4 protein-coding genes are annotated in these 24841 nt (G+C 66.4%); all 4 read left to right on the plus strand.

Annotated features, from left to right (window positions below; genetic code table 11):
- Positions 1–60: 60 nt before the first annotated feature.
- The 4 genes from BLV47_RS09420 (at position 61) to BLV47_RS09435 (ending at position 24120) form a co-directional block, all read left to right on the plus strand.
- Entirely contained in the window at positions 61–9348 is a 9288-nt protein-coding gene (locus BLV47_RS09420) for a non-ribosomal peptide synthetase (RefSeq protein ID WP_092312517.1), read from the plus strand.
- A 69-nt stretch (positions 9349–9417) separates the two neighbouring features.
- A complete protein-coding gene (locus BLV47_RS09425; RefSeq protein WP_092312520.1) occupies positions 9418–10476 on the plus strand; it encodes a TauD/TfdA family dioxygenase in 1059 nt (352 codons plus the stop codon).
- 10 nt (positions 10477–10486) lie between these two features.
- Positions 10487–13558: a non-ribosomal peptide synthetase gene (locus BLV47_RS09430; RefSeq protein WP_092312523.1), complete on the plus strand. Its 3072-nt coding sequence runs from the start codon at positions 10487–10489 to the stop codon at positions 13556–13558.
- Positions 13558–24120 carry a non-ribosomal peptide synthetase gene (locus tag BLV47_RS09435; RefSeq protein WP_092312526.1) on the plus strand — a complete coding sequence of 3521 codons (10563 nt, stop codon included), beginning with the start codon at positions 13558–13560 and terminating at the stop codon, positions 24118–24120. The genes BLV47_RS09430 and BLV47_RS09435 overlap by 1 nt, the downstream gene beginning before the upstream one ends.
- The last annotated feature ends 721 nt before the right edge of the window (positions 24121–24841 follow it).

Genomic DNA, 24841 nt, shown 5'->3' on the forward strand with positions numbered 1-24841 from the left:
CCGTTTCGTAGGGATAGCCGAGCCATTGCTCGATACCCAACATGTACGGATGAACCCCCGATGAACGCTGAAAAGTCCCTGAAACTCGCACGCCGGTTTATCGAGCTGCCGCTAGAGAAGCGCCGGTTATTCCTCGATAGCCTGCGAGCGGAAAACATCGACTTTTCGCTGTTTCCCATTCCGGCCGAGGTGGCCGTCGAGGACCGTCAGGAGCTGTCCTACGCCCAGCGGCGCATGTGGTTCCTCTGGCAGTTGGACCCGCAGAGCGGTGCCTACAACTTGCCGGGCGCGGTGCGCCTGAACGGAGCGCTGGATCGCCAGGCGCTGGAGCAGGCGTTCGCCGCCCTGGTGGCGCGCCACGAAACCCTGCGCACGGTGTTCAAGCGCCATGCCGACGACCGCCTGGAACAGGCACCGGCGACAGGCTCGCTGTCGGTGGAGTTTCTCGATCTGAGCACCATCGACGCCCCCGGGCGCGAGCAGGCGGTGGCGGCCGAAGCCCAGCGCCAGTCGCTGCTGCCGTTCGACCTGGGCAATGGTCCGCTGCTGCGGGTCAAGCTGCTGCAACTCGCCGAGCAGGAGCACGTGCTGCTGCTGACCCTGCACCACATCGTCTCCGACGGCTGGTCGATGAATGTGCTGATCGACGAGTTCATCCGCTGCTACGACGCCTTCGAGCGGGGCGAGGCGCCGCAACTGCCGCCGCTGCCGATCCAGTACAGCGACTACGCCCTGTGGCAGCGCCGCTGGCTGGAAGCGGGGGAGCAGGCGCGGCAGTTGGAGTACTGGCAGGCGCAGTTGGGTGACGAGCATCCGGTGCTGGAGCTGCCCACCGATCATCCGCGGCCGGCGGTGCCCAGTTACCGTGGCACCCGCTATGACTTTGCCGTGGCGCCAGAGCTGGCCGAACAGCTGCGGACCCTGGCCAGGCAGCACAACGTCACCCTGTTCATGCTGTTGCTCGGCGCCTTCAATGTGCTGCTGCAGCGCTACACCGGCCAGGACGATATCCGTGTCGGCGTGCCCATCGCCAACCGCAACCGCGCCGAAGTCGAGGGGCTGATCGGTTTCTTCGTCAACACCCAAGTGCTGCGGACCCGGCTCACGGGCCAGACCCGGGTCGGTGAGCTGCTGCAGGCGGTCAAGGACGCGGCGCTGGGGGCTCAGGCCCACCAGGACCTGCCGTTCGAGCAACTGGTCGAGGCGCTCAAGCTGGAGCGCAACCTGAGCCACACACCGCTGTTCCAGGTGATGTACAACCACCAGCCGCAAGTGGCGGACATCAGCACGGTGCAGACCGCGTCCGGCCTGGAGCTGAGTCTGGTGCAGTGGCAGAGTCGCACCACCCAGTTCGACCTGACCCTGGACACCTACGAGAAGTCCGGCACGCTGCACGCCGCCCTGACTTACGCCGACGATCTGTTCGAGGCCGCCACCATTGCCCGCATGGCGCGCCACTGGCTCAGCCTGCTGCAGGCCATGCTGGGGGATGCCGAGCAGCGGATTGGCGAGTTGCCGATGCTCGATGCCCGCGAGCAGCAGACCCTGGTGCACGACTGGAACGCCACCCAGGTGGCTTACCCCAGCGGGCTGTGCATGCATCAGTTGATCGAAGCCCAAGTCCGGCGCACCCCCGAGGCCTGTGCCCTGGTGTTCGGTGAGCAGCGCTTGAGCTACGCCGAACTGGATGCCCGGGCCAACCGGCTGGCGCGCCTGCTGCGCGAACAGGGCGTGGGGCCGGACGTGCTGGTGGGGATCTGCATCGAGCGCTCCGTCGAAATGGTCCTGGGCCTGCTGGCGATCCACAAGGCCGGTGGCGCCTATGTGCCGCTGGATCCGGAGTATCCGCCGGAACGCCTGAGCTACATGATCGAAGACAGCGGCATCCGCCTGTTGCTGACCCAGAGCGCGCTGCTGCCGTCGCTGCCGGTTCCCGGCGCGGCGGCGCCTCTGCTCAGGATCATGGCCCTGGACCAGCAACGGGACTGGCTGGATGCCTACAGCGACAGCCCGCTGCAACTGCCCCTCGACCCGCTGAACCTGGCCTACGTGATCTACACCTCGGGTTCCACCGGCAAACCCAAGGGCGCTGGCAACAGCCATGCAGCGCTGGTCAACCGCCTGCACTGGATGCAACAGGCCTATGGCCTGGACGCCCGCGACGCGGTGCTGCAGAAAACCCCGTTCAGCTTCGACGTCTCGGTCTGGGAATTCTTCTGGCCGCTGATGACCGGCGCGCGTCTGGTGATGGCGGACCCGGGCGCCCACCGGGAGCCGGCGCGGCTGATCCGCATCATTACCGAACAGCAGATCAGTACCCTGCACTTTGTGCCGTCGATGCTCCAGGCCTTTATCCACGACAGCGGCGCATCCGCCTGCGTCAGCCTCACGCGCATCGTCTGCAGTGGCGAGGCCCTGCCCCTGGAAGCCCAGCAGCAGGTCTTCGCCCGGCTGCCGGGCGCGGCCCTGTACAACCTGTACGGCCCGACCGAAGCGGCGATCGACGTCACCCACTGGACCTGTGTCGATGAAGGCGCGAGCAGCGTGCCCATCGGCCGGCCGATCGCCAACCTGCGCACCCATGTGCTGGATGCGCAATTGCTACCGGTGCCGGCCGGTGTGGCCGGCGAGCTGTACCTGGGCGGCGCCGGCCTGGCGCGCAGCTACCACCGGCGCCCGGCGCTGACTGCCGAGCGTTTCGTGCCTTGCCCGTTCCAGGCGGGCGCGCGGCTGTATCGCACCGGCGACCGGGTACGGCAGCGCGCCGATGGCGTGATCGAGTACCTGGGGCGCCTGGATCATCAGGTGAAATTACGCGGCCTGCGCATCGAGTTGGGGGAGATCGAGGCGCGGCTGATGGAGCATCCGGGCGTGCGTGAGGCGGTGGTGCTGGTGCAGAACGCCAAGCACCTGGTGGCGTACCTGGTGTTGCAGGAAACGGCCCTGGCCGGGGACTGGCGCGATGAACTCAGGGCCTGGCTGGCCGGCAGCCTGCCGGAGTACATGGTGCCCCATCACTGGCTGGCCCTGGAGCGCCTACCGGTGACCGCCAACGGCAAGCTCGACCGTCGGGCCCTGCCGCTGCCCGACGCGGCGCCGCAACTGGCCTACGTGGCCCCGGAGAACACCATGCAGAAGGCCCTGGCGGGCATCTGGTGCGATGTCCTGGGGCTGGAGCGGGTGGGTCTTGACGACAACTTCTTCGAACTGGGCGGTGATTCGATCATCTCGATTCAGGTGGTCAGTCGAGCCCGTCAGGCTGGCATCCGCCTGGCCCCCCGGGACCTGTTCCAGTACCAGAGCGTGCGCCACCTGGCCCAGGTTGCGGTCCTTGACGATCAGCCACAGATCGACCAGGGGCCGGTGACCGGCGAGGTGCCGTTGACCCCGGTACAGCATTGGTTCCTGGGCCAGGAAGTACCTCGGCGGGGGCACTGGAACCAGTCGTTGCTGCTCGATCCGCGCCAGCACCTGCAACCGCAGCTGTTGCAGGCGTCGCTGGTGCAACTGATCAATCATCACGATGCCCTGCGCCTGCGTTTCGTTGACGCAGGGCGGGGCTGGCAGCAGGCCTATGCCGAGCCGGCCAGCCACGTCGACCTGTGGCAGTGCCGGGCGGAACATGATCAGGACCTGGCGGCGTTGTGCGATGAGGCCCAGCGCAGCCTGGACCTGCAGGCCGGCCCCCTGGTGCGCGCGGTCCTGGTGGAGCGCGGAGCCGGTCGCCAGCAGCTGTTGCTGGTGATCCACCACCTGGTGGTGGACGGGGTGTCCTGGCGGGTGCTGCTGGAAGACTTGCAGCTGGCCTACCGGCAACTGGCGGCGGCGCAACCCTTGCAGTTGCCGCCCAAGACCAGTGCCTATCAGGCCTGGGCCCGGCGCCTGCAGGAACATGCGCCACGGTGTGAGGACGAGCTGCCGTACTGGCTGGCGCAGCAGGCCGGGGCGGTCGACCTGCCCTGCGACAACCCGGCGGGCGGGTTGCAGAATCGGCATGGGCGCAAGATCGAGTCGCGATTGCCGACGGGCCTGACCCGGCAACTGCTGCAGCAGGCCTCGAGTGCCTACCGCACTCAGGTCAATGACCTGCTGTTGACCGCGCTGGCTCGCGTGCTGTGCCGCTGGAGCGGGCAGGCGTCGGCGCTGATCCAGCTCGAAGGACATGGCCGCGAGGACCTGTTCGACGACCTGGACCTGACCCGCACCCTGGGCTGGTTCACCAGCCTGTACCCGGTGCGCTTGCAGCCCGCGGAGCAGGCCGGGGCGGCGATCAAGGGCATCAAGGAACAACTGCGCGCGATCCCCAGCAAGGGCCTGGGCTACGGCCTGCTACGCTACCTGGGCAGCCCGGCTCAGCGTCAGGCCCTGGCGTCGGCGCCGCAGCCTCGGGTCACCTTCAACTACCTGGGGCAGTTCGATCGCCAGTTCGATGAACAGGCGCTGTGGGCACCGGCCAGCCAGAGCAGCGGGCAGGCCCAGGATCCTCAGGCTCCCCTGGCCAACTGGCTGACCCTGGAAGGGCAGGTCTATGGCGGCGAACTGGCCCTGCAGTGGGGCTACAGCCAGGAAATGTTCAGTGAGGCCAGCGTCCAGCGACTGGCCGATGACTACCTGGCCGAGCTGTGCCTGCTGATCGAGCACTGCTGCAGCCTGCAACAGCCCCAGGCCACGCCTTCGGACTTCCCGCTGGCGCGGATCTCCCAGCAACAGCTCGACGCGCTGCCGGTTCCGGCGGCCGTCATCGAGGACCTGTACCCACTGACGCCGATGCAGCAGGGCATGCTGTTCCATACCCTCTACGAGCCCCAGGAGCAGGCGTACATCAACCAGTTGCGGCTGGACATCCACGGCCTGGACCCGCAGCGCTTCGCCGAGGCCTGGCAGAGCGCACTGGAACGTCACCCGATCCTGCGCAGCAGCGTGCACTGGGAAGGCCTGGACAGCGCTCATCAGCTGGTCCGCAGCCAGGTCAAGCTGCCGTTGCAGGTATTGCCCTCGGCGCCGGCGGACCTCGACCAACTGGCCGAGCAACAGCGCCGCCAGGGGTTCGAACTGGACCGGGCGCCCTTGCTGCGCCTGCTGCTGGTGCCGATAGCGGACAACCACTGGCACTTGATCTACACCTGCCACCACCTGCTGCTCGATGGCTGGAGCAATGCCAGCCTGCTGGCGCAAGTGATCCAGTTGTACGCGGGTGCCCCCTTGCCCGCCCCCCTGGGCCGCTATCGCGACTACCTGGGCTGGTTGCAGGAGCAGCCGGCCCAGGCTGCACAGCAGTTCTGGAGCCAGCGCCTGCAAGCCATGGAGGCGCCGACCCTGTTGGCCGACGGGGTCCGCCGGCCGGCGTCGGGCAGTGGCCATGGGCAGCACCTGGACAGTTTCGACACCACCCTGACGCAACGCCTGGGGCGTTTCGCCCGGCAGCAGAAAGTCACCCTCAACACCTTGTTGCAGGCAGCCTGGGCCTTGCTGCTGCAGCGTTATTCGGCGCAGCAGTGCGTGATCTTCGGGGCCACCGTGGCCGGGCGCTCGGCACCGCTGCCGGGCATCGAGCAGCAGTTGGGTCTATTCATCAACACCTTGCCGATCATCTGCCAGCCCCGTTCGCAGCTGAGAGTGGGGCAGTGGCTGGAGCAGATGCAGGAACTCAATCTGAGCCTGCGCGAGCACGAGCACGTGCCGCTCTACGAGGTCCAAGGCTGGGCCGGGCACCAGGGCACGCCGTTGTTCGACAGCCTGCTGGTGTTCGAGAACTTCCCCGTTGCCCAGGCGCTCAAGGAGGGGGCCCCGGCAGGGCTGCGGTTCGGCGGGCTGGCCAACCACGAGCAGACCAGCTACCCACTGACCCTGGGCATCGAGCTAGGGGAGCAACTGAGTCTGGACTTCAGTTATGCGCGCAGTCGTTTCAGCGCGGAACAGGTCCAGGGCTTCAGCGCCCAGCTACGGCACCTGCTGGAACAATTCATGGCCGATCCCGACACAGCTCTGGGGGCCTTGCAGTTGCTGACCGCACCGGCCCGCCAGGGTTTGTTGCAGCGCGGCCAAATGGCCGAGCGGGTGCAGCCCCAGGCACGGCTGGTGCACCAGCGGATCGCGGCGCAGGCCGCGGCCACCCCCGAGGCACTGGCCCTGCTGGTCGACACCGAACGCCTGGACTATGGCCAGTTGAACGCCCAGGCCAACCGCCTGGCCCACTGCCTGCAAGCCCAGGGCATCGGCCCGGGTGATCGGGTCGGCCTGGCGCTCAAGCGCGGGCCGCAGTTGATCGTCAGCCTGCTGGCGGTGCTCAAGAGTGGTGCGGCCTATGTGCCGCTGGACCCGCAATACCCGCAGGAGCGTCTGGCCTTCATGATCGCCGACAGCCGCCTGAGCCTGCTGCTCAGCGATACCGGCTCGTGGACCGAGAACCTGCTGCCCGACAACGTGCCGCACTGGGACCTGCCGAGCCTGGCGCCACGCCTGAGCCAGTACTCCAGCACCGACCCGCAGAACCGGGCCCGCGCGCAGGACCTGGCCTATGTGATCTACACCTCGGGCTCCACCGGTGTGCCCAAGGGGGTGGCGATCGATCATCGCGCCTTGTCGGCGTTCTGCGAGGCGGCGGCGGATTATTCGGCGCTCACCGCGAGCGACCGGGTGCTGCAGTTCGCGACCTTCAGCTTCGATGGTTTCGTCGAGCAGTGTTACCCGGCCTTGTGTCTCGGCGCGACGCTGGTGATGCGCGGCGACGAGCCCTGGGCCGTGGAGCAGTTGGCGGCGGTGATCGTCAGTCAGGGCGTGACCCTGGCGGACCTGCCGGCGGCGTACTGGCACTTGTTGGCCAAGCAATGCATGGCGGACGGTATCCGCAGCCTGGGGCGCCTGCGCCAGGTGCATGTCGGTGGCGAGGCGATGTCGGTGGAGGGCTTGCGTCTGTGGCATGGCGCTGGGCTCGGTGCTGTGCGCCTGGTCAACACCTACGGCCCCACCGAAGCCACTGTGGTCTCCAGTGTCCACGACTGCCGGGAGCAGGACGCCAGCGAGGTCTATGGCATTCCCATTGGTCAGCCGATCATCGGCCGCGACCTGCGGATCATCGATGGTGACCTCAATCTGCTGCCCGAGGGCGCCGCCGGGGAGCTGTGCATCGGTTCTGCGTCGAGCCTGGCCCAGGGCTATTTCGACCGACCCGGGCTGACCGCCGAGCGCTTCATTCCCGATCCCTTTGCCAGCCGGCCTGGTGCGCGTCTGTATCGCAGCGGCGACCTGGCGCGCTACAACCCTCAGGGGGCGCTCGAATACCTGGGGCGCATCGATCATCAGGTGAAGATCCGCGGTTTTCGCATCGAACTGGGGGAGATCGAGGCCCGCCTGCTGGCTCGCCCTGATGTACGCGAGGCCGTGGTGCTGGCGGTGCCGGCCGGCAACGGCATGCAACTGGTGGCCTATGTGGTGCCCGGGGAGGTCGGCGAGGGCCTGGGCGACGCGCAGGCGCAAGCCGAACGTGGCGTGCTGATCAAGGCCGGGCTCAAGGAACAGCTGCCGGACTACATGTTGCCCAACCACGTGCTGCTGTTGCCGCGCCTGCCCCTCAACCCCAACGGCAAGCTGGACCGCAAGGCCTTGCCCAAGCCTGACCTGAGTGCCTCGCAGGCCGCTCATGTGGCCCCGCACACGGCGCTGCAGCGGCAGGTGGCGGCGATCTGGCAGAGCGTGCTGGAGGTTGACCGGGTCGGTTTGCAGGACAACTTCTTCGCCCTGGGCGGGCACTCGTTGCTGGCCACTCAGGTCATCAGCCGAGTGCGGCATGAACAGGGCTTGCAGGCCGCGCTGCGGACCCTGTTCGATGCGCCGGACCTGCAGGCCTTCGTCGCTGCCCTGGACGCCGCCGATGCGCCTGCCTCGGTCCCGGCCCTGCAGCGTGTGGATGACTCGCGGCCACAGCCGTTGTCCTTTGCCCAGCAGCGCTTGTGGTTCCTCTGGCAACTGGAGCCGCAGAGCTCGATGTACAACATTGCCCGGGCCCTGGAGCTGCATGGCGAGCTGGACATCGATGCGGTGCGGCAAGCCTTCGAATCGCTGATGCAGCGTCATTCGGTGCTGCGTACCACCTACAGCGAGGTCGAGGGCGAGAGCTGGCAGCACGTCCATCGCCAGCTGCCGTTGTCCTTCGCTTTCGTTGACCTGTGCGCCTTGCCATTGGCCGAGCGCGAGGCCATGGCCCGGCAGCAGGTGCAGCAACAGGCCGGGGAACCCTTCGACCTGATCTCCGGCCCGCCGATGCGGGTGCGCTTGCTGCGGCTGGCGCCACAACGGCACCTGCTGCTCATGACCCTGCACCACATCGTCGCCGACCACTGGTCGTTCGGCATCCTGCCGGCCGAGTTCGTGGTCCTGTATCACGCCCATCGCACCGCCACGGCCAGCCCGTTGCCGGAGCCGGCCCTGCAGTATGTGGACTTCGCGGTCTGGCAGCGGCAATGGCTCGAAGGCGGCGAACTGCAGCGGCAACTGGACTACTGGCGTGCTGTGCTGGGTGACGACCACCACCTCACGCGCTTGCCCGCCAGTGCCACGGTGCCGCCCGGGCAGGAGCCGTCACCCTTGTGCGACCTCCATGAGTTCCACTTCCCGGCGGCCCAGAGCGAGGCGCTGCGTGCCTTTGCCAGTGCCCAGGGGGTGACCCTGTACATGCTGCTGCTGGCCGGGTTCGCCCTGGTGGTGGGGCAGCGCAGCGACAGCCCGCGGGTGCGTCTGGGCACCGATATCGCCAACCGCAATCACGCCGGCGTTGAAGATCTGGTGGGCTTCTTCGTTAACCAACTGGTGTTGCAGATAAGTGTCGAGGAACAACAGTGCGTGGGCGACTTGCTGCAGGTGACACGGAGCGCGGTCATCGGTGCCTCGGATCACCAGGATCTGCCTTTCGAGCGTCTGGTGGAAGCGCTCCGGGTAGCTCGGCGTGCCGGTCGTTCGCCCTTGTTCAGCATCAAGTTCATCTATCAGGAGAGCCTTGATCAGCCGTTGTCGATCGACGGCCTGGACGTGCAGCCGGTAGCGGCCGGCAGGGCTGCCGCGGAGCTGGACCTGGTGGCCGAGTTCGTCAATGCGCCACAGGGCATCTACCTCGGCTTGAAGTGCGATGCAGGGCTCTACACCGCCGCTGACATGGCGTGCCTGTTCGAGCAGTTGCAGGCCGTGTTCGAGCTGATGCTGGCCGACACCCGAGCGCCGCTGGCGGGGTTGCTGAGCAAGGCCCGGGACATTCAGTACCTGTGCGAGCGGGACCAGCTGCAGCAGCGTCAGGCCCTGCTCAAGCAACAGCACCCGATTCAGCGACGTCGTCCAGGACGCGTGCCGGTCGAGTGAAGCCGTTATTGAAGAATCATGCAGGCGCGTGCGATCGCCGCGCCTGATACCGCGAATCGGAGGTGGGTCATGTCGAAATTCGAGTCTCAAGCCATACCGGCATTGGGCAAAGGACGGCGCAAGAGCTTGAGCCTGGACCAGTCCAGTCTGGTGACGTTCACGCCGCTGTTCGAAAACAGCTCGATTCCTCTGCTGTGTACGCCGAACGTTCCCGGCGTGGGTCTGGCGCAGTGGGCCGGGGAAAACCGCGAGCTGCTCCAGGAAAAGCTCGACCGGCACGCGACGCTGTTGTTCCGCGGCTTCGCGGTACAGGACATCAATGAGTTCAACCAATGCGTCGATGCGATTTCCGGTGGCGCCCTGGAGTACCTGTTCCGAGCCTCGCCGCGGACCCAGATCACCAAGAAGCTCAATGTCTACAGCTCCACCGACTACCCGGCCGCGGAAAAGATCTTTCCTCACAACGAGCACTCCTATTCCCCGGTGTTTCCGCTGCACCTGTATTTCTACTGCGACGTGCCGTCGACCACCGGTGGCGAGACGCCGTTCGGCGATACCCGGCATTTGCTGGCACGGATCGATCCGCAGGTGCGCGAAGAGTTCCAGCGCAAGCGCGTGCTCTACGTGCGCAACTATGGCGACGGCATGGGGCTGCCCTGGCAGACCGTGTTCCAGACCGACAACCACGCCGAGGTCGAGGCCTATTGCGCGAAGATCGGCGTGACCCCGGAATGGAAATCCGGCAATCGCCTGCGCACCCGGCAGCAGGGCCCGGCCATGGTCCGGCATCCGCGTACCGGCGAAAGCGTGTGGTTCAACCACGCGACCTTCTTCAACGCCCTGACCCTGCCGGAGAGCATCCGCGACAGCCTGCTGGCGGAGTTCGCGCCCGAGGACCTGCCGCAAAACACCTTCTTCGGCGACGGCAGCCCGATCCCCGATGACTACATCACCCATCTGCAACAGCTCTATCGCGAGGTGATGGTGGAGTTTCCCTGGGAGAAGGGCGACGTCGTGATGCTCGACAACATCCTCACCCTGCACGCCCGCAATGAATATTCAGGCCCGCGCAAAATACTCACAGCCATGGCCGTCCCGCTGAAAAGCACCGACGTGGCCATTGGTTAAGGACATCAGCATGACCGACTTTACCCCAGCAGAGACGTTTCAGATTTCGGCCCAGCAGGCCGCAATTCTTTCCCAGCAGCAGTACCTGGGCCAGCCGCTGGCGGCGCAGGCGCTCCTGTCCTTCGACACGCCGCCCGAGCGTGCTGTGCTGCAGGCCGCGCTGAACGAGCTGTGCCAGCGCCACGAAATCCTGCGCACCACCTACCGGCAGATGCCCGGGTTCAAGCAGCCGGTGCAGGACATTGCGGCCCAGGTGCGTCTGCGCCTGATTCTGGAACCGGGGCGAAGTGTGCAACAGGCCCGTGCCGAGGATCGCCTGGCCCTGGCCGAAGTGCCCCTGGTGGCCTCGTTGCTGGATCGCCAGTTGCTGGTCAGCGTGGCCCTGGCCAGCTGTGACCGCCAGTCGCTGGCGCAACTGATGGCCGAACTGCAGCAACTCTGCGCGGGAGGGCAGTTGCAACCGTTCGACGGCCTGCAGTACGCCGATTACGCCGCCTGGCAGGGTGAGCTGAGTGAGCAGGCCATCGGCCGCGAGGGCCTGCAGTTCTGGCGCACCTTGTACGCCGAACGGCAGGCGGGGGTGCGCCTGCCTTTCGAGCGGCGCCTGGATTTCGCCCCGCAGTTGCAGGAATGCCGCCTGGACACCGAGCTGGCACCGACACTGCGCCAACTGGCCGGTGCGGCCCAGCTGAGTGTCGAGGACAGCCTGCTGTTCCTCTGGGCCGGTTTTCTTGCCGGGTTGAGCCAGCAGGATTCGCTGCTGGTGGCCCTGACCGTCGACGGCCGCAGTGACCAGCTGCAGCAGACCCTGGGGCATTTCAGCCGGCGCCTGCCGGTGGCCGTCGCCCTGCAACCCCAGGCCACGCTGCAGGACAACCTGCAGGCATTCCGTCACCAACTTGACCTGAGCCGTTCCTGGCAGGATTGCCTGAACGAGCTGGACGTGTTCGGTGCCGAGCAGCCTCGCCCCCTGGACCTGGGGTGCTCCTACATCGAGGGCAGCGAGGCGCAGGAACTGTTCCTTGATCAGGCCTGCTTCGAGAAGCTGCACCTCTGGGCCCGGGCCGATGCCGACCGGCTGTCGCTGCAACTGAGCTGGCAACCGCGGCTGCTGCCTGAAGGCCTGCCTGAAGCCTGGCTGGAACAGTTCGCCCAGTGGCTCAAAGCGGCCGCCGCGGACAGCAGCTTGAGTCTTGAGCAATTGCCGTTGGTCAGCGGTGATCAGGCGCGGCGCCTGTTACAGGATTTTGATCGCAGCGCGGACCTGAGCGCCGCCGATGCACCACTGCTGCACCAGTTGTTCGAAGAGGCGGCCCGGGCCTTTCCCCAGCGTGCCGCGATCCATGTCGATGGCCTGGAGGTCACCTACGCCGAGCTCAATCGTCAGGCCAATCAGCTGGCCCACAGACTGCGCGAGCAAGGGGTCGACAGCGACGCCATCGTTGGCGTGTATGGCGCGCGATCCATCGAGATCGTGGTGGCCCTGTTGGGCATTCTCAAGGCCGGTGGCGCCTACCTGCCGCTGGACCCGGCCTATCCCAGCGAACGCCTGTCCTTCATGCTCGAAGACTCGGCGGTGCGCTGCCTGATCAGCCTGCAGCCCTTGCACCCGGACCTCGTCCTGGCGGCCGACCTGCCGCTTATCACCCTGGACCCGCAGCTGTTGAGTGGCGATGCCCAGGCACCGGCGAGCAACAGCACGGCTGACAACCTGGCGTACGTCATCTACACCTCCGGCTCCACCGGCAGGCCCAAGGGCGTGATGGTTTCCCACGCCAATGCCAGTACCTCGACCCTGGCCCGGGGGGCGTTCTACCAGGCGCCCCTGGAGCGTTTCCTGATGCTGTCCTCGTTCTCCTTCGACAGCTCCGTAGCGGGGATCTTCTGGACCCTGAGCCAGGGCGCGACCTTGTACCTGCCCAGCGAAGAGCAGCACAAGGACCCGCAACAGGTCGCCGGGCTGATCGAGGCGCAGCGCATCTCCCACTTCCTGGCCCTGCCGTCGTTCTACGCGCAGATCCTCGAAGCCTTGCAGCAGCCGCAACTGCGCTGCGTGATCGTGGCCGGTGAAGCCTGTCCGGTGGAGCTGGCCGTGCGGCACCGGGAGCTGCTGCCCGAGACCTTGCTGGTCAATGAATACGGCCCTTCGGAAAGTGCGGTCTGGTGTTCGGCTTTCGCCGTGACGCAGGCGCCTGTGGATGAACGTGTGGCCATTGGTGGCGCCATCGCCGGTACGCGCCTGCGGGTGCTGGACGAAGAAGCCGAACTGGCCGGCATCGGTCGTGAGGGCGAATTGTTCATCGGTGGTCCAGGCCTGGCCCGTGGCTACCTCAAGCGTCCGGGGCTGACTGCCAGCCGCTTCCTTCCCGACCCGTTCGCCACCACGCCGGGCGCACGTCTGTATCGCACCGGGGACCGGGTCAGCAGCTTGCCCCAGGGTAGGCTCGACTACCTCGGCCGGATCGATTTCCAGCTGAAGATCCGTGGCTTCCGCATCGAGCTGGGCGAGATCGTGAGCCTGCTCGGGCAGGCCGCCAATGTGCGCGAAGCCGCGGTGGTGGCTCGTGACACGGTTGCCGGCAAGCAGCTGGTGGCCTATGTGGTGCTGGCCCGGGCCGAGGACCGCGAGGCCCAGGAACAGGTCCTGCTGGCCCAACTGCGAGAGCAGTTGCCCGAGTACATGGTGCCGGCGTTCATCAGTGTCTTGGAGCGTTTCCCCCTGACCCCCAACGGCAAGCTGGACCGTAACGCCCTGAGCGCCCTGGAGCTGCAAGGCAGTGCCTATGTGGCGCCGCGAAACGAGCTGGAGGCCACCCTGGCCGCCATCTGGCAGGAAGCGCTGCAGCTGGAGCGGGTCGGTGTTCACGACAATTTCTTCGCTTTGGGCGGGCACTCGCTGCTGGCCACACGCATCCGTTCCAAGGTTCAGAGCGAGCTCAACCTGTCCTTGCCGCTGCGGGTGTTCTTCGAAGGCGAGACCGTGGAACTGCTGGCCCGTCAGGTCGAGCTGCACCGAGATTCCGAGGTGACAGGGGACAAGGTCGATGCCTTGGAAGCCCTGTTTGCGGAGGCCCAGGAGTGATGAATCCGTTACCCGAGCGCATGCTGGCGCTGTCCAAGCGGTTCGCCGCCTTCAGCCCCCAGGAGCGTAGCGCCTTGCAGCGCAAGATGATCGAGCAGGGGCTGTCCCTGGACCTGTTGCCGATCCCCGGGCGCAGCGAGCCACAGGCGCTGATGTGCGCGTCCTATGCACAGCAGCGCCTGTGGTTTCTCTGGCAGTTGGAGCCCGCCTCCAGCGCCTACAACCAATTGGCGGTACTGCGCCTGCAGGGCGACCTGCGGGACGCCGACCTGCAACGCAGCATCCAGTACCTGATTGACCGGCATGAAGTGCTGCGCAGCACCTTCAGCCTGCACGGCCAACAGGTGATGCAGGTGATTCACCCTCGGCGCGAATTCCTCCTGCAACGCCTGGACTACAGCCAGCTTGCCGATGCCGGCCAACAGGTGGCCGCACAGGCGGCGGAGCAGGGCGAGCGTCCCTTCGACCTGGAGCATGACCTACTGCTGCGGGCGACCCTGATCAAGCTTGGCGAGCAGGAGCATGTGCTGCTGTTCTGCACCCACCACATCATCAGTGATGCCTGGTCTTTGCCGATCCTGGTGGGCGAGGTGACCCGCGCCTATGAGCATTGGCGCCAGCACCAGAGCGCTCCGCAGTTGCCCCCTCTGGCGGTGCAGTACGCGGACTTTGCCGTCTGGCAGCGCCTGTGGCTGGAAGCCGGCGAAGCCGAGCGCCAGTTGCAGTACTGGCGCGAGCGCCTGGGCACCGAGCCGCTGACCCTGGAACTGCCCCTGGATCGGCCGCGGCCGGCGGTGCGCAGCGCCCGGGGCGGGCGCCACGCCCTGGTCTTCGATCAGGAGCTGGACCGTGGTTTACGGGAGCTGGCCGCGAGCACCGGCTGCACCCTGTTCATGCTGTTGCTGGCGTCCCTGCAGGTGCTGCTGCAGCGTTACAGCGGTGCCCGGAGCATCCGCGTGGGTACGCCGGTGGCCAACCGCACCCGGGCCGAAGTCGAGGGGCTGATCGGCTTTTTCGTCAACACCCAGGTGTTGCAGGCCGAGGTCGATCCGCAGCAGTCGTTCAGCACCTTGCTGGCCCAGGTCAAGACCCGGGTGTTGGAGGCCCAGGCTCACCAGGACCTGCCGTTCGAACAACTGGTCGATGCCCTGCAGCCCGAGCGCAGCTTGAACCAGAGCCCGCTGTTCCAGGTGCTCTACAACCACCTGGCGGGAGACAACGAAGGGGCCCGGGTGGAGATTCCCGGGCTGAAGATCGAGGCCCTGACCAGCGACAGCGAATCCGTGCGGTTCGACCTGACCTTTAACACCCATGAAGAAGGCGGGCGCCTGCACGCGGCCCTGGTCTACGCCAGCGACTTGTTCGACCCGCAGACCATCGAGCAGATGGCCCGGCATTGGCTCAATCTGTTGCGGGCCGTGGTGCGCGAACCGCAACGGCGTCTGGGTGAACTGCCCATGCTGGAAGCGGCAGAGCGCGCACAGATGGTTGAGCAGTGGAACCTCGGCAGCGCCTTTGAGCGTCCACCCCTGTCGGTGCCGGCCTGCGTCGAGGCCCATGCGGCGCGCAGCCCTGATGCGCTGGCGGTGGTCTGCGCCGAGCGGCAACTGACGTATCGACAGCTCAATGCCCAGGCCAACCGCCTGGCCCGCCAGCTGCGTGAGCGTGGCGTGGGGCCGGATGTGTTGGTGGGCATCGCCGCGCCACGTTCGATCGAGATGATCGTTGGCCTGCTGGCGGTGCTCAAGGCGGGTGGCGCCTACGTACCGCTGGACCCGGAATACCCTCAGGAGCGCCTCAACGGCATGATCGAGGACAGCGGCATTACCCAGTTGCTGGCCCAGCAACCGTTGATTGCGCGCTTTGCCGACCTGCCGGGGCTCTGTATCGAGCCCCTTGAGGATTCGCCGGCGCGTCAGGCCCTGAGTGACGACAATCTCGAACCCCTGACGGCTCCGGGGCACCTGGCGTACGTGATCTTCACGTCCGGCTCCACGGGGCGGGCCAAGGGCGTGACCATCAGCCACGGCGCCCTGGCCAACTACGTGGCGGCGATTCACCAGCGCCTGCCGCTGGCAACGGCCCGTAGCATGGCGCTGGTGTCCACGCCGGCAGCGGACCTGGGCCACACGGTGCTGTTCGGTGCCCTGTGCGGCGGCCAGGCACTGCACGTGATCGGCGCCGATCTGGCGGTTGACGGTGCGGGCCTGGGCCAGTACCTGCAACGCCAGCAGATCGATGTGCTGAAGATCGTTCCCTCGCACCTGGCGGCTTTGCTGGGTGAGGACAACAGCGCGGTATTGCCACGCCAATGCCTGGTGCTGGGCGGCGAAGCCTGCCCGGTGAGCCTGGTGCAACGCATCCAGCGCCTGGCGCCGCAGTGCCGCATCGTCAACCACTATGGGCCGACCGAAAGCACCGTGGGCGCCCTGACCCAGTCCGTGGAGGGCGACTGGTCCCAGGCCGCCTCGATTCCCATGGGCCGGCCGCTGACCAATGTCCGCGCCTATGTGCTGGACAGCGCAGGCCAACCGGCGGCCATCGGGAGCCTGGGCGAACTGTATCTGGCTGGTGCCGGGCTGGCCCGCGGTTACCATCGACGTCCTGAGCTGACCGCCGCCAGCTTCATCCCCGATCCTTTCGACCCGCAAGGCGGTGGCCGGCTGTACCGTACCGGCGATCAGGTGCGCTACCGCCGCGACGGCAGCATCGAGTTCTGCGGGCGCATCGACCAGCAGATCAAGATTCGTGGCTTCCGGGTCGAGCCGGGAGAAATCCAGGCCTGCCTGCACAGCCATCCCTGGGTGCGCGAGTGCGCGGTACTGGCCCTGGATGGACCCCAGGGCAAGCAGTTGGTGGCCTATCTGGTGTGCCAGCCCGGGCTCGACTCGGATCAGTGCAAGGAAGGGCTCAAGCAGCACCTGAATGCGCACCTGTCGGCCCATCAGGTGCCCAGCCACCTGCTGTTGCTGCCGGCGCTGCCCCTGAGCCCCAATGGCAAGCTCGATCGCCAGGCTCTGCCGCGCCCCGAGCAGGGGCGCCCGCAGGACCTCTACCGGGCCCCGCAGAACCCGCTGCAGCAGACCCTGGTGCAGATCTGGCAAGAGGTGCTGAACCAGCCACAGATCGGCATCAACGACAACTTCTTCGAGTTGGGTGGTGATTCGATCATTGCCATCCAGATGGTCAGTCGGGCGCGGCAGGCCGGGTTGCAGATTTCCTCCAGGGACGTATTCCGCTGCCAGAGCATTCTCGAACTGGCGGCGGTGGCCACGCAGGGCGCGGCCTTGCACATCGACCAGGGACCGGTGCGTGGCCAGATGCCGCTGACACCGATCCAGCAGGTCTTCTTTGCCAGCGACATTCCCCATCGCGAACACTGGAACCAATCGTTGCTGTTGCGTCCCCGCGAACCACTGAAGGTGCAGTGGCTGGAGCGTGCCCTGAACCAGTTGCTGGTGCAGCACGATGCCTTGCGCCTGAGGTATCGGCAGCACGCCGGCCTGTGGCAGGCCGAACACCTGGATCAAGCTGAACCGGTGAGCGTCTGGCAGCGGCGGGTAACGGATGCCGCAGCGATCCAGGCCCTTGGGCAACAGGCCCAGAGCAGCCTCGACCTGGCGCAGGGACCATTGTTGCGTGCGGTGCTGATGGACCTGGACGACGGCAGCCAGCGCTTGCTGCTGGTCATTCATCATCTGGTGGTGGACGGGGTGTCCTGGCGGATTCTGCTGGAAGACCTGCAGAGCCTCTACCGCCAACTGGCCGAGGGGGCCGCCCTGGCCCTGCCGCCCAAGACCAGTGCCTTCCAGGATTGGGCCGAGCATCTGCAAGAGTGGGCGCAGGACCTGGGGCACACCGGCGAGCTGGACTACTGGTGCCGGCAGCTGGAACAGGCGCCCCGGGATCTGCCCTTGGACTATGCCGCCGGGGAGAACCTGGCGTGCCATGGCACATCGATCAATGCCCGGTTGTCTCGCGAGCTGACCAGCCAACTGTTGCAGGAGGCACCCAAGGCCTACCGCACCCAGATCAACGACCTGCTGCTGACCGCCCTGGCGCGAGTGATCTGCCGTTGGACCGGACACGCGCAGATGCTGGTGCAACTGGAAGGCCACGGCCGCGAGGAGCTGTTCGCCGATGTCGACCTGTCACGTTCGGTGGGCTGGTTCACCAGCCTTTATCCGCTGTGCCTGACCCCCGTCGGACCGCTTCCGGACTCGATCAAGGCGGTCAAGGAAGACCTGCGTCGGGTTCCGGCCAACGGCCTGGGCTATGGCGCCTTGCGCTATCTGGGCGACATCAGCGTGCGCGAACGCCTGCAAGGGCTGGCGCAGCCGCGGATCACGTTCAACTATCTGGGGCAGTTCGATCAGAGCTTCGATTCGCAGTCGCTGTTTGCCCCGGCGGCCGAAGCGGCTGGCGATGAGCGCCATGCCGAGGCGCCGCTGGGGAACTGGTTGACCGTCAACAGCCAGGTCTATGGGGGAGAGCTTTCCCTGAGCTGGAGCTTCAGCCATCGGCTGTTCAAGCCTCAGACCGTTCAACGCCTGGCCGATGAGTACCTGCTGGAACTGCAGGCGCTGATCGAGCATTGCACCTTGGACACTTCGGCCGGCGTCTCGCCGTCGGACTTCCCCCTGGCCGGGCTGAACCAGGCCCAGCTGGATGCGCTGCCGGTGGCCGCGCGGAGCATCGTCGACCTGTACCCCTTGTCACCGATGCAGCAGGGCATGCTGTTCCACACCCTCTACGAGCAGGCCAGCGACGATTACGTGAATCAGCTGCGGGTGCCGGTCCAGGGTCTGGATCCACAACGTTTCTGCCAGGCCTGGCAGGACGCCTTGCAAGCCCATGACATTTTGCGCACTTCGTTCCACTGGCAGGCCGGGCTTGAACTGCCAGTGCAGATTGTCCAGCGTCAGCTGGCGTTGCCGTTCCGGGTGCTCGACTGGTCGGACGGCCAGGCCAGCGAGGCGGCCCTCGACGCCCTGGCCGGGGAAGAGCGCAGCCTGTGTGCGCACTTCGATCGGGCGCCGCTGTTGCGTCTGTGCCTGGTGCAGACCGCGGTGCAGCAATACCAACTGATCTACACCAACCATCACATCCTGATGGATGGCTGGAGCAGCTCGCAGCTGATGAGCGAGGTGCTGCAACGCTACGCCGGGTTCGTGCCGCCACAGGCGCCGGGGCGTTATCGCGACTACATCCAGTGGCTGCAGCGCCAGGACCTGAACGCCTGCGAAGGCTTCTGGCGCGAGCGACTGGGGCATTTGGCGAGCCCGACCCGTCTGGCGGGCAGCATTGCCCTTGAAACCCCGCGGGCAGAGTCTGGCCATGGCGAGTTCCACCATGATTGGACGGCGCAGTGGACCGAGCGTCTGGTGGCCTTCGCCCGGCAACAGAAAATCACCGCCAATACCCTGTTGCAGGCGGCCTGGCTCCTGCTATTGCAGCGCTACACCGGACAGCGCACTGTGGCCTTCGGTGCGACGGTGGCCGGGCGTCCCTCGGAATTGCCGGGGATCGAGCGGCAGATCGGCCTGTTCATCAACACCCTGCCAGTGATCGGCACCCCCGAAGCGCAGATGAGCGTGGCGCAGTGGCTGCAACAGGTTCAGGCGCACAACCTGCAACTGCGTGAATACGAACACACGCCGCTCAACGATATCCAGCGCTGGGCCGGCAGCAGCGGTGAAGCGCTGTTCGACACCCTGCTGGTGTTCGACAACTATCCGGTGGCCCAGGCCCTGGAGCAGGATGACGCTTGCAGCGTGCGTTTCGGCGCCGTGCACAGTCGTGAGCGCACCAACTATCCGCTGTCGGTGGCGGTGGCGCTGGAGCAGCGTCTGAGCATCAGCTACGGCTATGCCCGGGAGGCCTTCAGCGCGGCGGTGATCGAGCGCCTCAACGGCCACCTGCTGCACCTGCTGGCGCAGATGATCGACCACCCTCAGGTGCAACTGGGCGCCATCGAACTGTTGACCGCCGCCGAGACGGCCAGCCAATGCGTGGCGCCTGTCGCACCGGAGATTGAGCCGGCGGTGCACGAGAGCATCGGTGCCCTCGCTCAACGCTGGCCGGAGCGTCAGGCGGTGCTGTTTGCCGGGCAGCGCTTCACCTACGGAGAACTGGACCGCCGGGCCAACCGCCTGGCCCATGAACTGGTGGCCCGCGGGGTCGGCCAGGAGGTCCGGGTCGGCGTGGCGCTGCCGCGCAGCGAGGGTCTGCTGGTGGCCTTGCTGGCGGTGCTCAAGGCCGGCGGTGCCTTCGTGCCGCTGGACCTGAGCTACCCGGCCGAGCGCCTGGCCTACCTCATGGCGGACTCGGGCATGGCCCTGTTGCTCAGTGACACCGAGTCGCTGCAGCGCCTGCCCTCGGCCGCCGGCCTGGCGGTGCTTGATCTGTCGTGTCTGGAGGTCGGGCAGCATCCTCTCACCGCACCTGCGGTGACGGTGTCCCCGCAAAGCCTGGCGTATGTGATCTACACCTCGGGTTCCACCGGCCAGCCCAAGGGCGTGACCGTGGCCCATGGCCCGCTGGCGATGCACTGTCGCACCACCGGCGAACGCTACGGCATGACGCCCGAGGACTGTGAACTGCACTTCCTGTCGTTTTCCTTCGACGGCGCCCATGAGCGTTGGCTGACCGCCTTTGTCTGCGGCGCCAGCCTGCTGCTGCGTGATGACAGCTTGTGGACCGCGGAGCAGACCTGTGAAGCGATTCGCAGCCATGGCGTGACCATGGCCGGTTTCCCGCCGGCCTACCTGCATCAGTTGGCCGAACATGTGCAGCGGGTCGGCAATCCGCCGCCCATGCGCCTCTACAGCTTCGGCGGCGATGCCATGCCCCAGGCGAGCTTCGAACTGGTCCAGCAAGTGTTGCGTCCCCAGTACATGATCAACGGCTACGGGCCCACGGAAACCGTGGTTACGCCACTGGTGTGGAAAACCACCGCCGGTGAACCTTGCACGGCTGCCTATGCGCCCATCGGTGAGTGCGTCGGCGAGCGCAGCGCCTATGTCCTGGACGCCGATCTCAATCCGCTGCCGGTAGGGGTCGCCGGGGAGTTGTACATCGGCGGCAATGGTCTGGCGCGAGGCTACCTGAACCGTTTCGCACAGACGGCCGAGCGCTTTGTTCCCGACCCCTACAGCCCTCTGGGGGGACGCCTGTATCGCACTGGCGACGTGGTGCGCCAGGGCATTGACGGTGTGTTCGAGTACCTGGGGCGCATCGACAATCAGGTGAAGATCCGTGGATTCCGCATCGAGCTGGGGGAAATCGAAGCGCGCCTGATGGCCCATGAACAGATCAGCGAGGCTGTGGTTCTGGCCCGGGACACCGCCCATGGCCGGCGGCTGGTGGCCTATCTGGTGATGAACACCGCACGTCTTGACGACGAGCCGGGCCAGGAGCCGCTGCGCGAGGCGCTGCGCCAGGACCTCAAGGCGAGCCTGCCCGACTACATGGTGCCGTCCCATTGGTTGTTTCTCGACCGCTTGCCGCTGTCGCCCAATGGCAAGCTGGATCGCCAGGCGCTGCCCGTGCCGGAAACGGCCCAGGCCAGCCACGCCTACGTGGCTCCGCGCAGCGATCTGGAGAAGCGTCTGGCGCTGATCTGGCAAGACGTGCTGAAAGTGGCGCAGGTTGGTGTGAGCGACAACTTCTTTGAGCTGGGTGGTGACTCGATCATCTCCCTGCAACTGGTCAGCCGTGCGCGTCAGGCCTCGATCCGCTTCACCCCCAAGGACCTGTTCGAGCAACAGACCATCCAGGGGCTGGCCGCGGTAGCGCAGTGCGGGACGCAGGATGACATCGACCAGGCACCGGTGAGCGGCGACATGCCGCTGCTGCCGATCCAGCGCCTGTTCTTTGCCGAGCCGATTCCCCAGCGGCACCATTTCAACCAGTCGGTGTTGCTGATTCCGGCCACGCCATTGGACCCCCACGCGCTGGAGCGGGGCTTGCGGGCTTTGTTCGAGCATCACGACGGCTTGCGCCTGCAATTCCAGCAGGGGACCGCAGGCTGGAGTGCCAGCCATGGCCCGCTGGATCAGACCGAGCCCGGCCCGGACTTGCTATGGCAGGCCGATGCGGTCGATGCCGGCGAGCTGGAACAGCTCTGCGAGAAGGTCCAGGGCAGCCTTGATCTGGAGCGCGGACCTTTGTTGCGGGCGCTGCTGGTGACCCTGGCGGACTCCACCCAGCGCCTGTTGCTGGTGGCCCATCACCTGGTGGTGGATGGCGTGTCCTGGCGCCTGCTGTTCGAGGACCTGCAAAGCGCCTACACCCAGGCGCTGGCCGGGCAGGCGGTGCAGTTGCCCGCCAAGAGCAGTTCTTATCAGGCCTTTGGCCGCCGCCTGCAAGCGTATGCCAATGGACCCGAGGCCCGGGCCGAGCTGGCCTACTGGCACGCGCAACTTGCGGGCGCACAGGCATCGTTGCCTGGGGTTGAACCCGGCACCCAGGCCTTGAGCCGCGACGCTGGCAGTGTGCAGGTACAACTCGATGCCGCGATCACGCAACGCTTGCTGCAGCGTGCTCCGGCCGCCTACCGGACCCAGGTCAACGACCTGCTGCTGGCGGCCCTGGCCCAGGTCATGGGGCAGTGGACCGGTCAGGCTTCGACCCTGATCCAGCTGGAAGGGCACGGTCGTGAGCCGCTCTTCGAGGACCTTGACCTGAGTCGCACCGTGGGCTGGTTCACCTCGGTCTTCCCGGTGCGCCTGAGCGCCGCGGACAGCGCCGAGGCCACGATCAAGCGGATCAAGGAACAACTGCGGGCGATCCCCCACAAGGGGATCGGCTATGGCGCCCTGCGCTACCTGGGGGATACGGCCAGTCGCGAAGCGTTGCAGGGGCTCGCGCAACCCCGAGTCACCTTCAACTACCTGGGGCAGTTCGATGGCACTTTCGACGATCCCCAGGCGCTGTTCGTTCCGGCGCCCGAGGCCCATGGCGCGGATACCAGCAGCGATGCGCCCCTGGGCAACTGGCTGTCCATCAGCGGCAAGGTGTACGACGGTCAACTGCGCCTGGACTGGAGTTTCAGCCAGCGCATGTTCGACAGCGCGCAGATCGAGGCGCTGGCCCGGGACTATATCCAGGCCCTGCAGGCGTTGGTGGAGCACTGCTGCCAGGCCCGCGGCGGGGTCACGCCGTCGGACTTCCCGCTGGCGCGACTGACCCAGGAACAGCTGGATGCCCTGGCGCTGGTGCCGTCTCAGGTCGAGGACATCTACCCCTTGGCACCGATGCAGCAGGCCTTGTTGCAGCATGAGTTGCAGGCCCATGAGGCGGGGGATTTCGTCAACCAGATGTGCATGGATGTGCAAGGCGTCGACCCGCTGCGCCTGCGTCAGGCCTGGCAGCAGGCGATGGATACCCATGAGATCCTGCGCAGCCGTTTTGTCTGGGGGCCGGCCCTGGCGCAGCCGCTGCAGGTGGTGCACAAGCAGGTCGAGGTGCCGTTCCAGATACTCGACGGCACGGACCTGGACCGCGATGCCCTGGAGCGCCTGGCCCAGGCCGAACGACTCAAGGGGTTCGATCTGGCCCAGGCGCCGATGCTGCGTCTGCAGGCCATCAGGCTGGGGGAAAACCGCTACCGGTTGATCTGTACCAACCATCACATCCTGCTGGACGGCTGGAGTGGGTTCCAGCTGTTCAACGATGTGCTGGCGGCCTACACCGGCCATGCCATCAGTCACCGGCCGGCTGGCTACCGTGACTACATTGCCTGGCTGCAGGCCCGGGACCATCAGGCCGACGAGCGCTTCTGGCGTGAGCAGCTCAAGGCGCTGAAGGCACCGACCTTGCTCAGTGCCTGTGCGATGGCCCAGGGCGATCGGCAGCGTGGTGGGCATCGTCAGCATTACTTCGACTTCGACGAGGCCCAGACCGAGCAACTGACCGTTTTTGCCCGGCAGCAGAAGATCACCGCCAACACCCTGGTGCAAGCGGCCTGGCTATTGCTCCTGCATGTGCATTGCGCTCAGTCCACGGTGGCCTGCGGCGCCACCATCGCCGGGCGCCCGCCCCAGCTCAAGGGCATCGAGCAGCAGTTGGGGCTGTACATCAACGATGTGCCGCTGGTGGCCACTATCGAGCCGGGGCAGCGCGTGGGTGACTGGCTGCAAGCGTTGCAGGGGCGCAATGTGCAGATGCGCGAGCATGGCTACAGCGCCTTGAGCGATATCCAGGACTGGGCCGGGTTGCCGGGCGGGGAGTTGAGCGACACGGTGATCGTGTTCGAGAACTATCCGGTCAGTGCCGCGTCGGCCGGTGCTGATCTCGGTGATTTGCGTTTGGAGAGCATGCACAGTTTCGAGCAGACCAGTTCGGCGCTGACCTTGTATGTCGAGCTCAAGGGGCAGTTGCAGTTCCACTATGACCATCGGCTTGAGGCCTTCAGCGAGGCGGCGGTGCAGGGGTTGAACCTGCAACTGGTGCAGTTGCTTGGGGTGTTGGCACAAGGTTCGCCAACGCGCTCGCTGGCGCAGGTGCTTGCGCAGCTGGGTGAGGCGCGGGTTCAGCGGGAGGTGCGGGTGGAGGCTTAGGCACAGGAAATTGACGTTAAGGGCGGGAGGGCAGGTGACTGTTCTCCCGTTTTTTTTGGGGCGGTTGGGGGCATATCCGGTGCTGCGGGTGTGGCGGGTGGTGGTTTCGCCCTTACTCTGGCCATCGTGGTCAACGGGGCGTTCAGATCAAGAGCAAGAGCGCGACGGCGGCCTGAAGTCCCCCCGTGCAGGAACTGGCTTGCCAGCGAAAGCGTCGGTCTGGGCGCTGCGTGACTTACGGGTCTCTTCGCCGGCAAGCCGGCTCCTACAGCGAGATGCGGTAGTGGTGCCTCCGTAGGAGCTGGCTTGCCAGCGAAGGCGTCGGCCTGGGCGCTGCGTGACTTACGGGCCTCTTCGCCGGCAAGCCGGCTCCTACAGCGAGATGCGGTAGTGGGACCTCCGTAGGAGCTGGCTTGCCAGCGAAGGCGTCAGCCTGGGCGCTGCGTGACTTACGGGCCTCTTCGCCGGCAAGCCGGCTCCTACAGCGAGATGCGGTAATGGGACCTTCGTCGGAGCTGGCTTGCCAGCGAAGGCGTCAGCCCGTGCGCTGCGTGACTTACGGGCCTCTTCGCCGGCAAGCCGGCTCCTACAGCGAGATGCGGTAGTGGTGCCTCCGTAGGAGCTGGCTTGCCAGCGAAGGCGTCGGCCCATCCACTGCATGGCTGCGAGCTTTTTCGCCGGCAAGCCGGCTCCTACGAAAATCCAATAAGAATGCCGAAGA

Origin of the sequence: Pseudomonas saponiphila, assembly GCF_900105185.1 — a bacterium.
Lineage (GTDB): Bacteria > Pseudomonadota > Gammaproteobacteria > Pseudomonadales > Pseudomonadaceae > Aquipseudomonas > Aquipseudomonas saponiphila.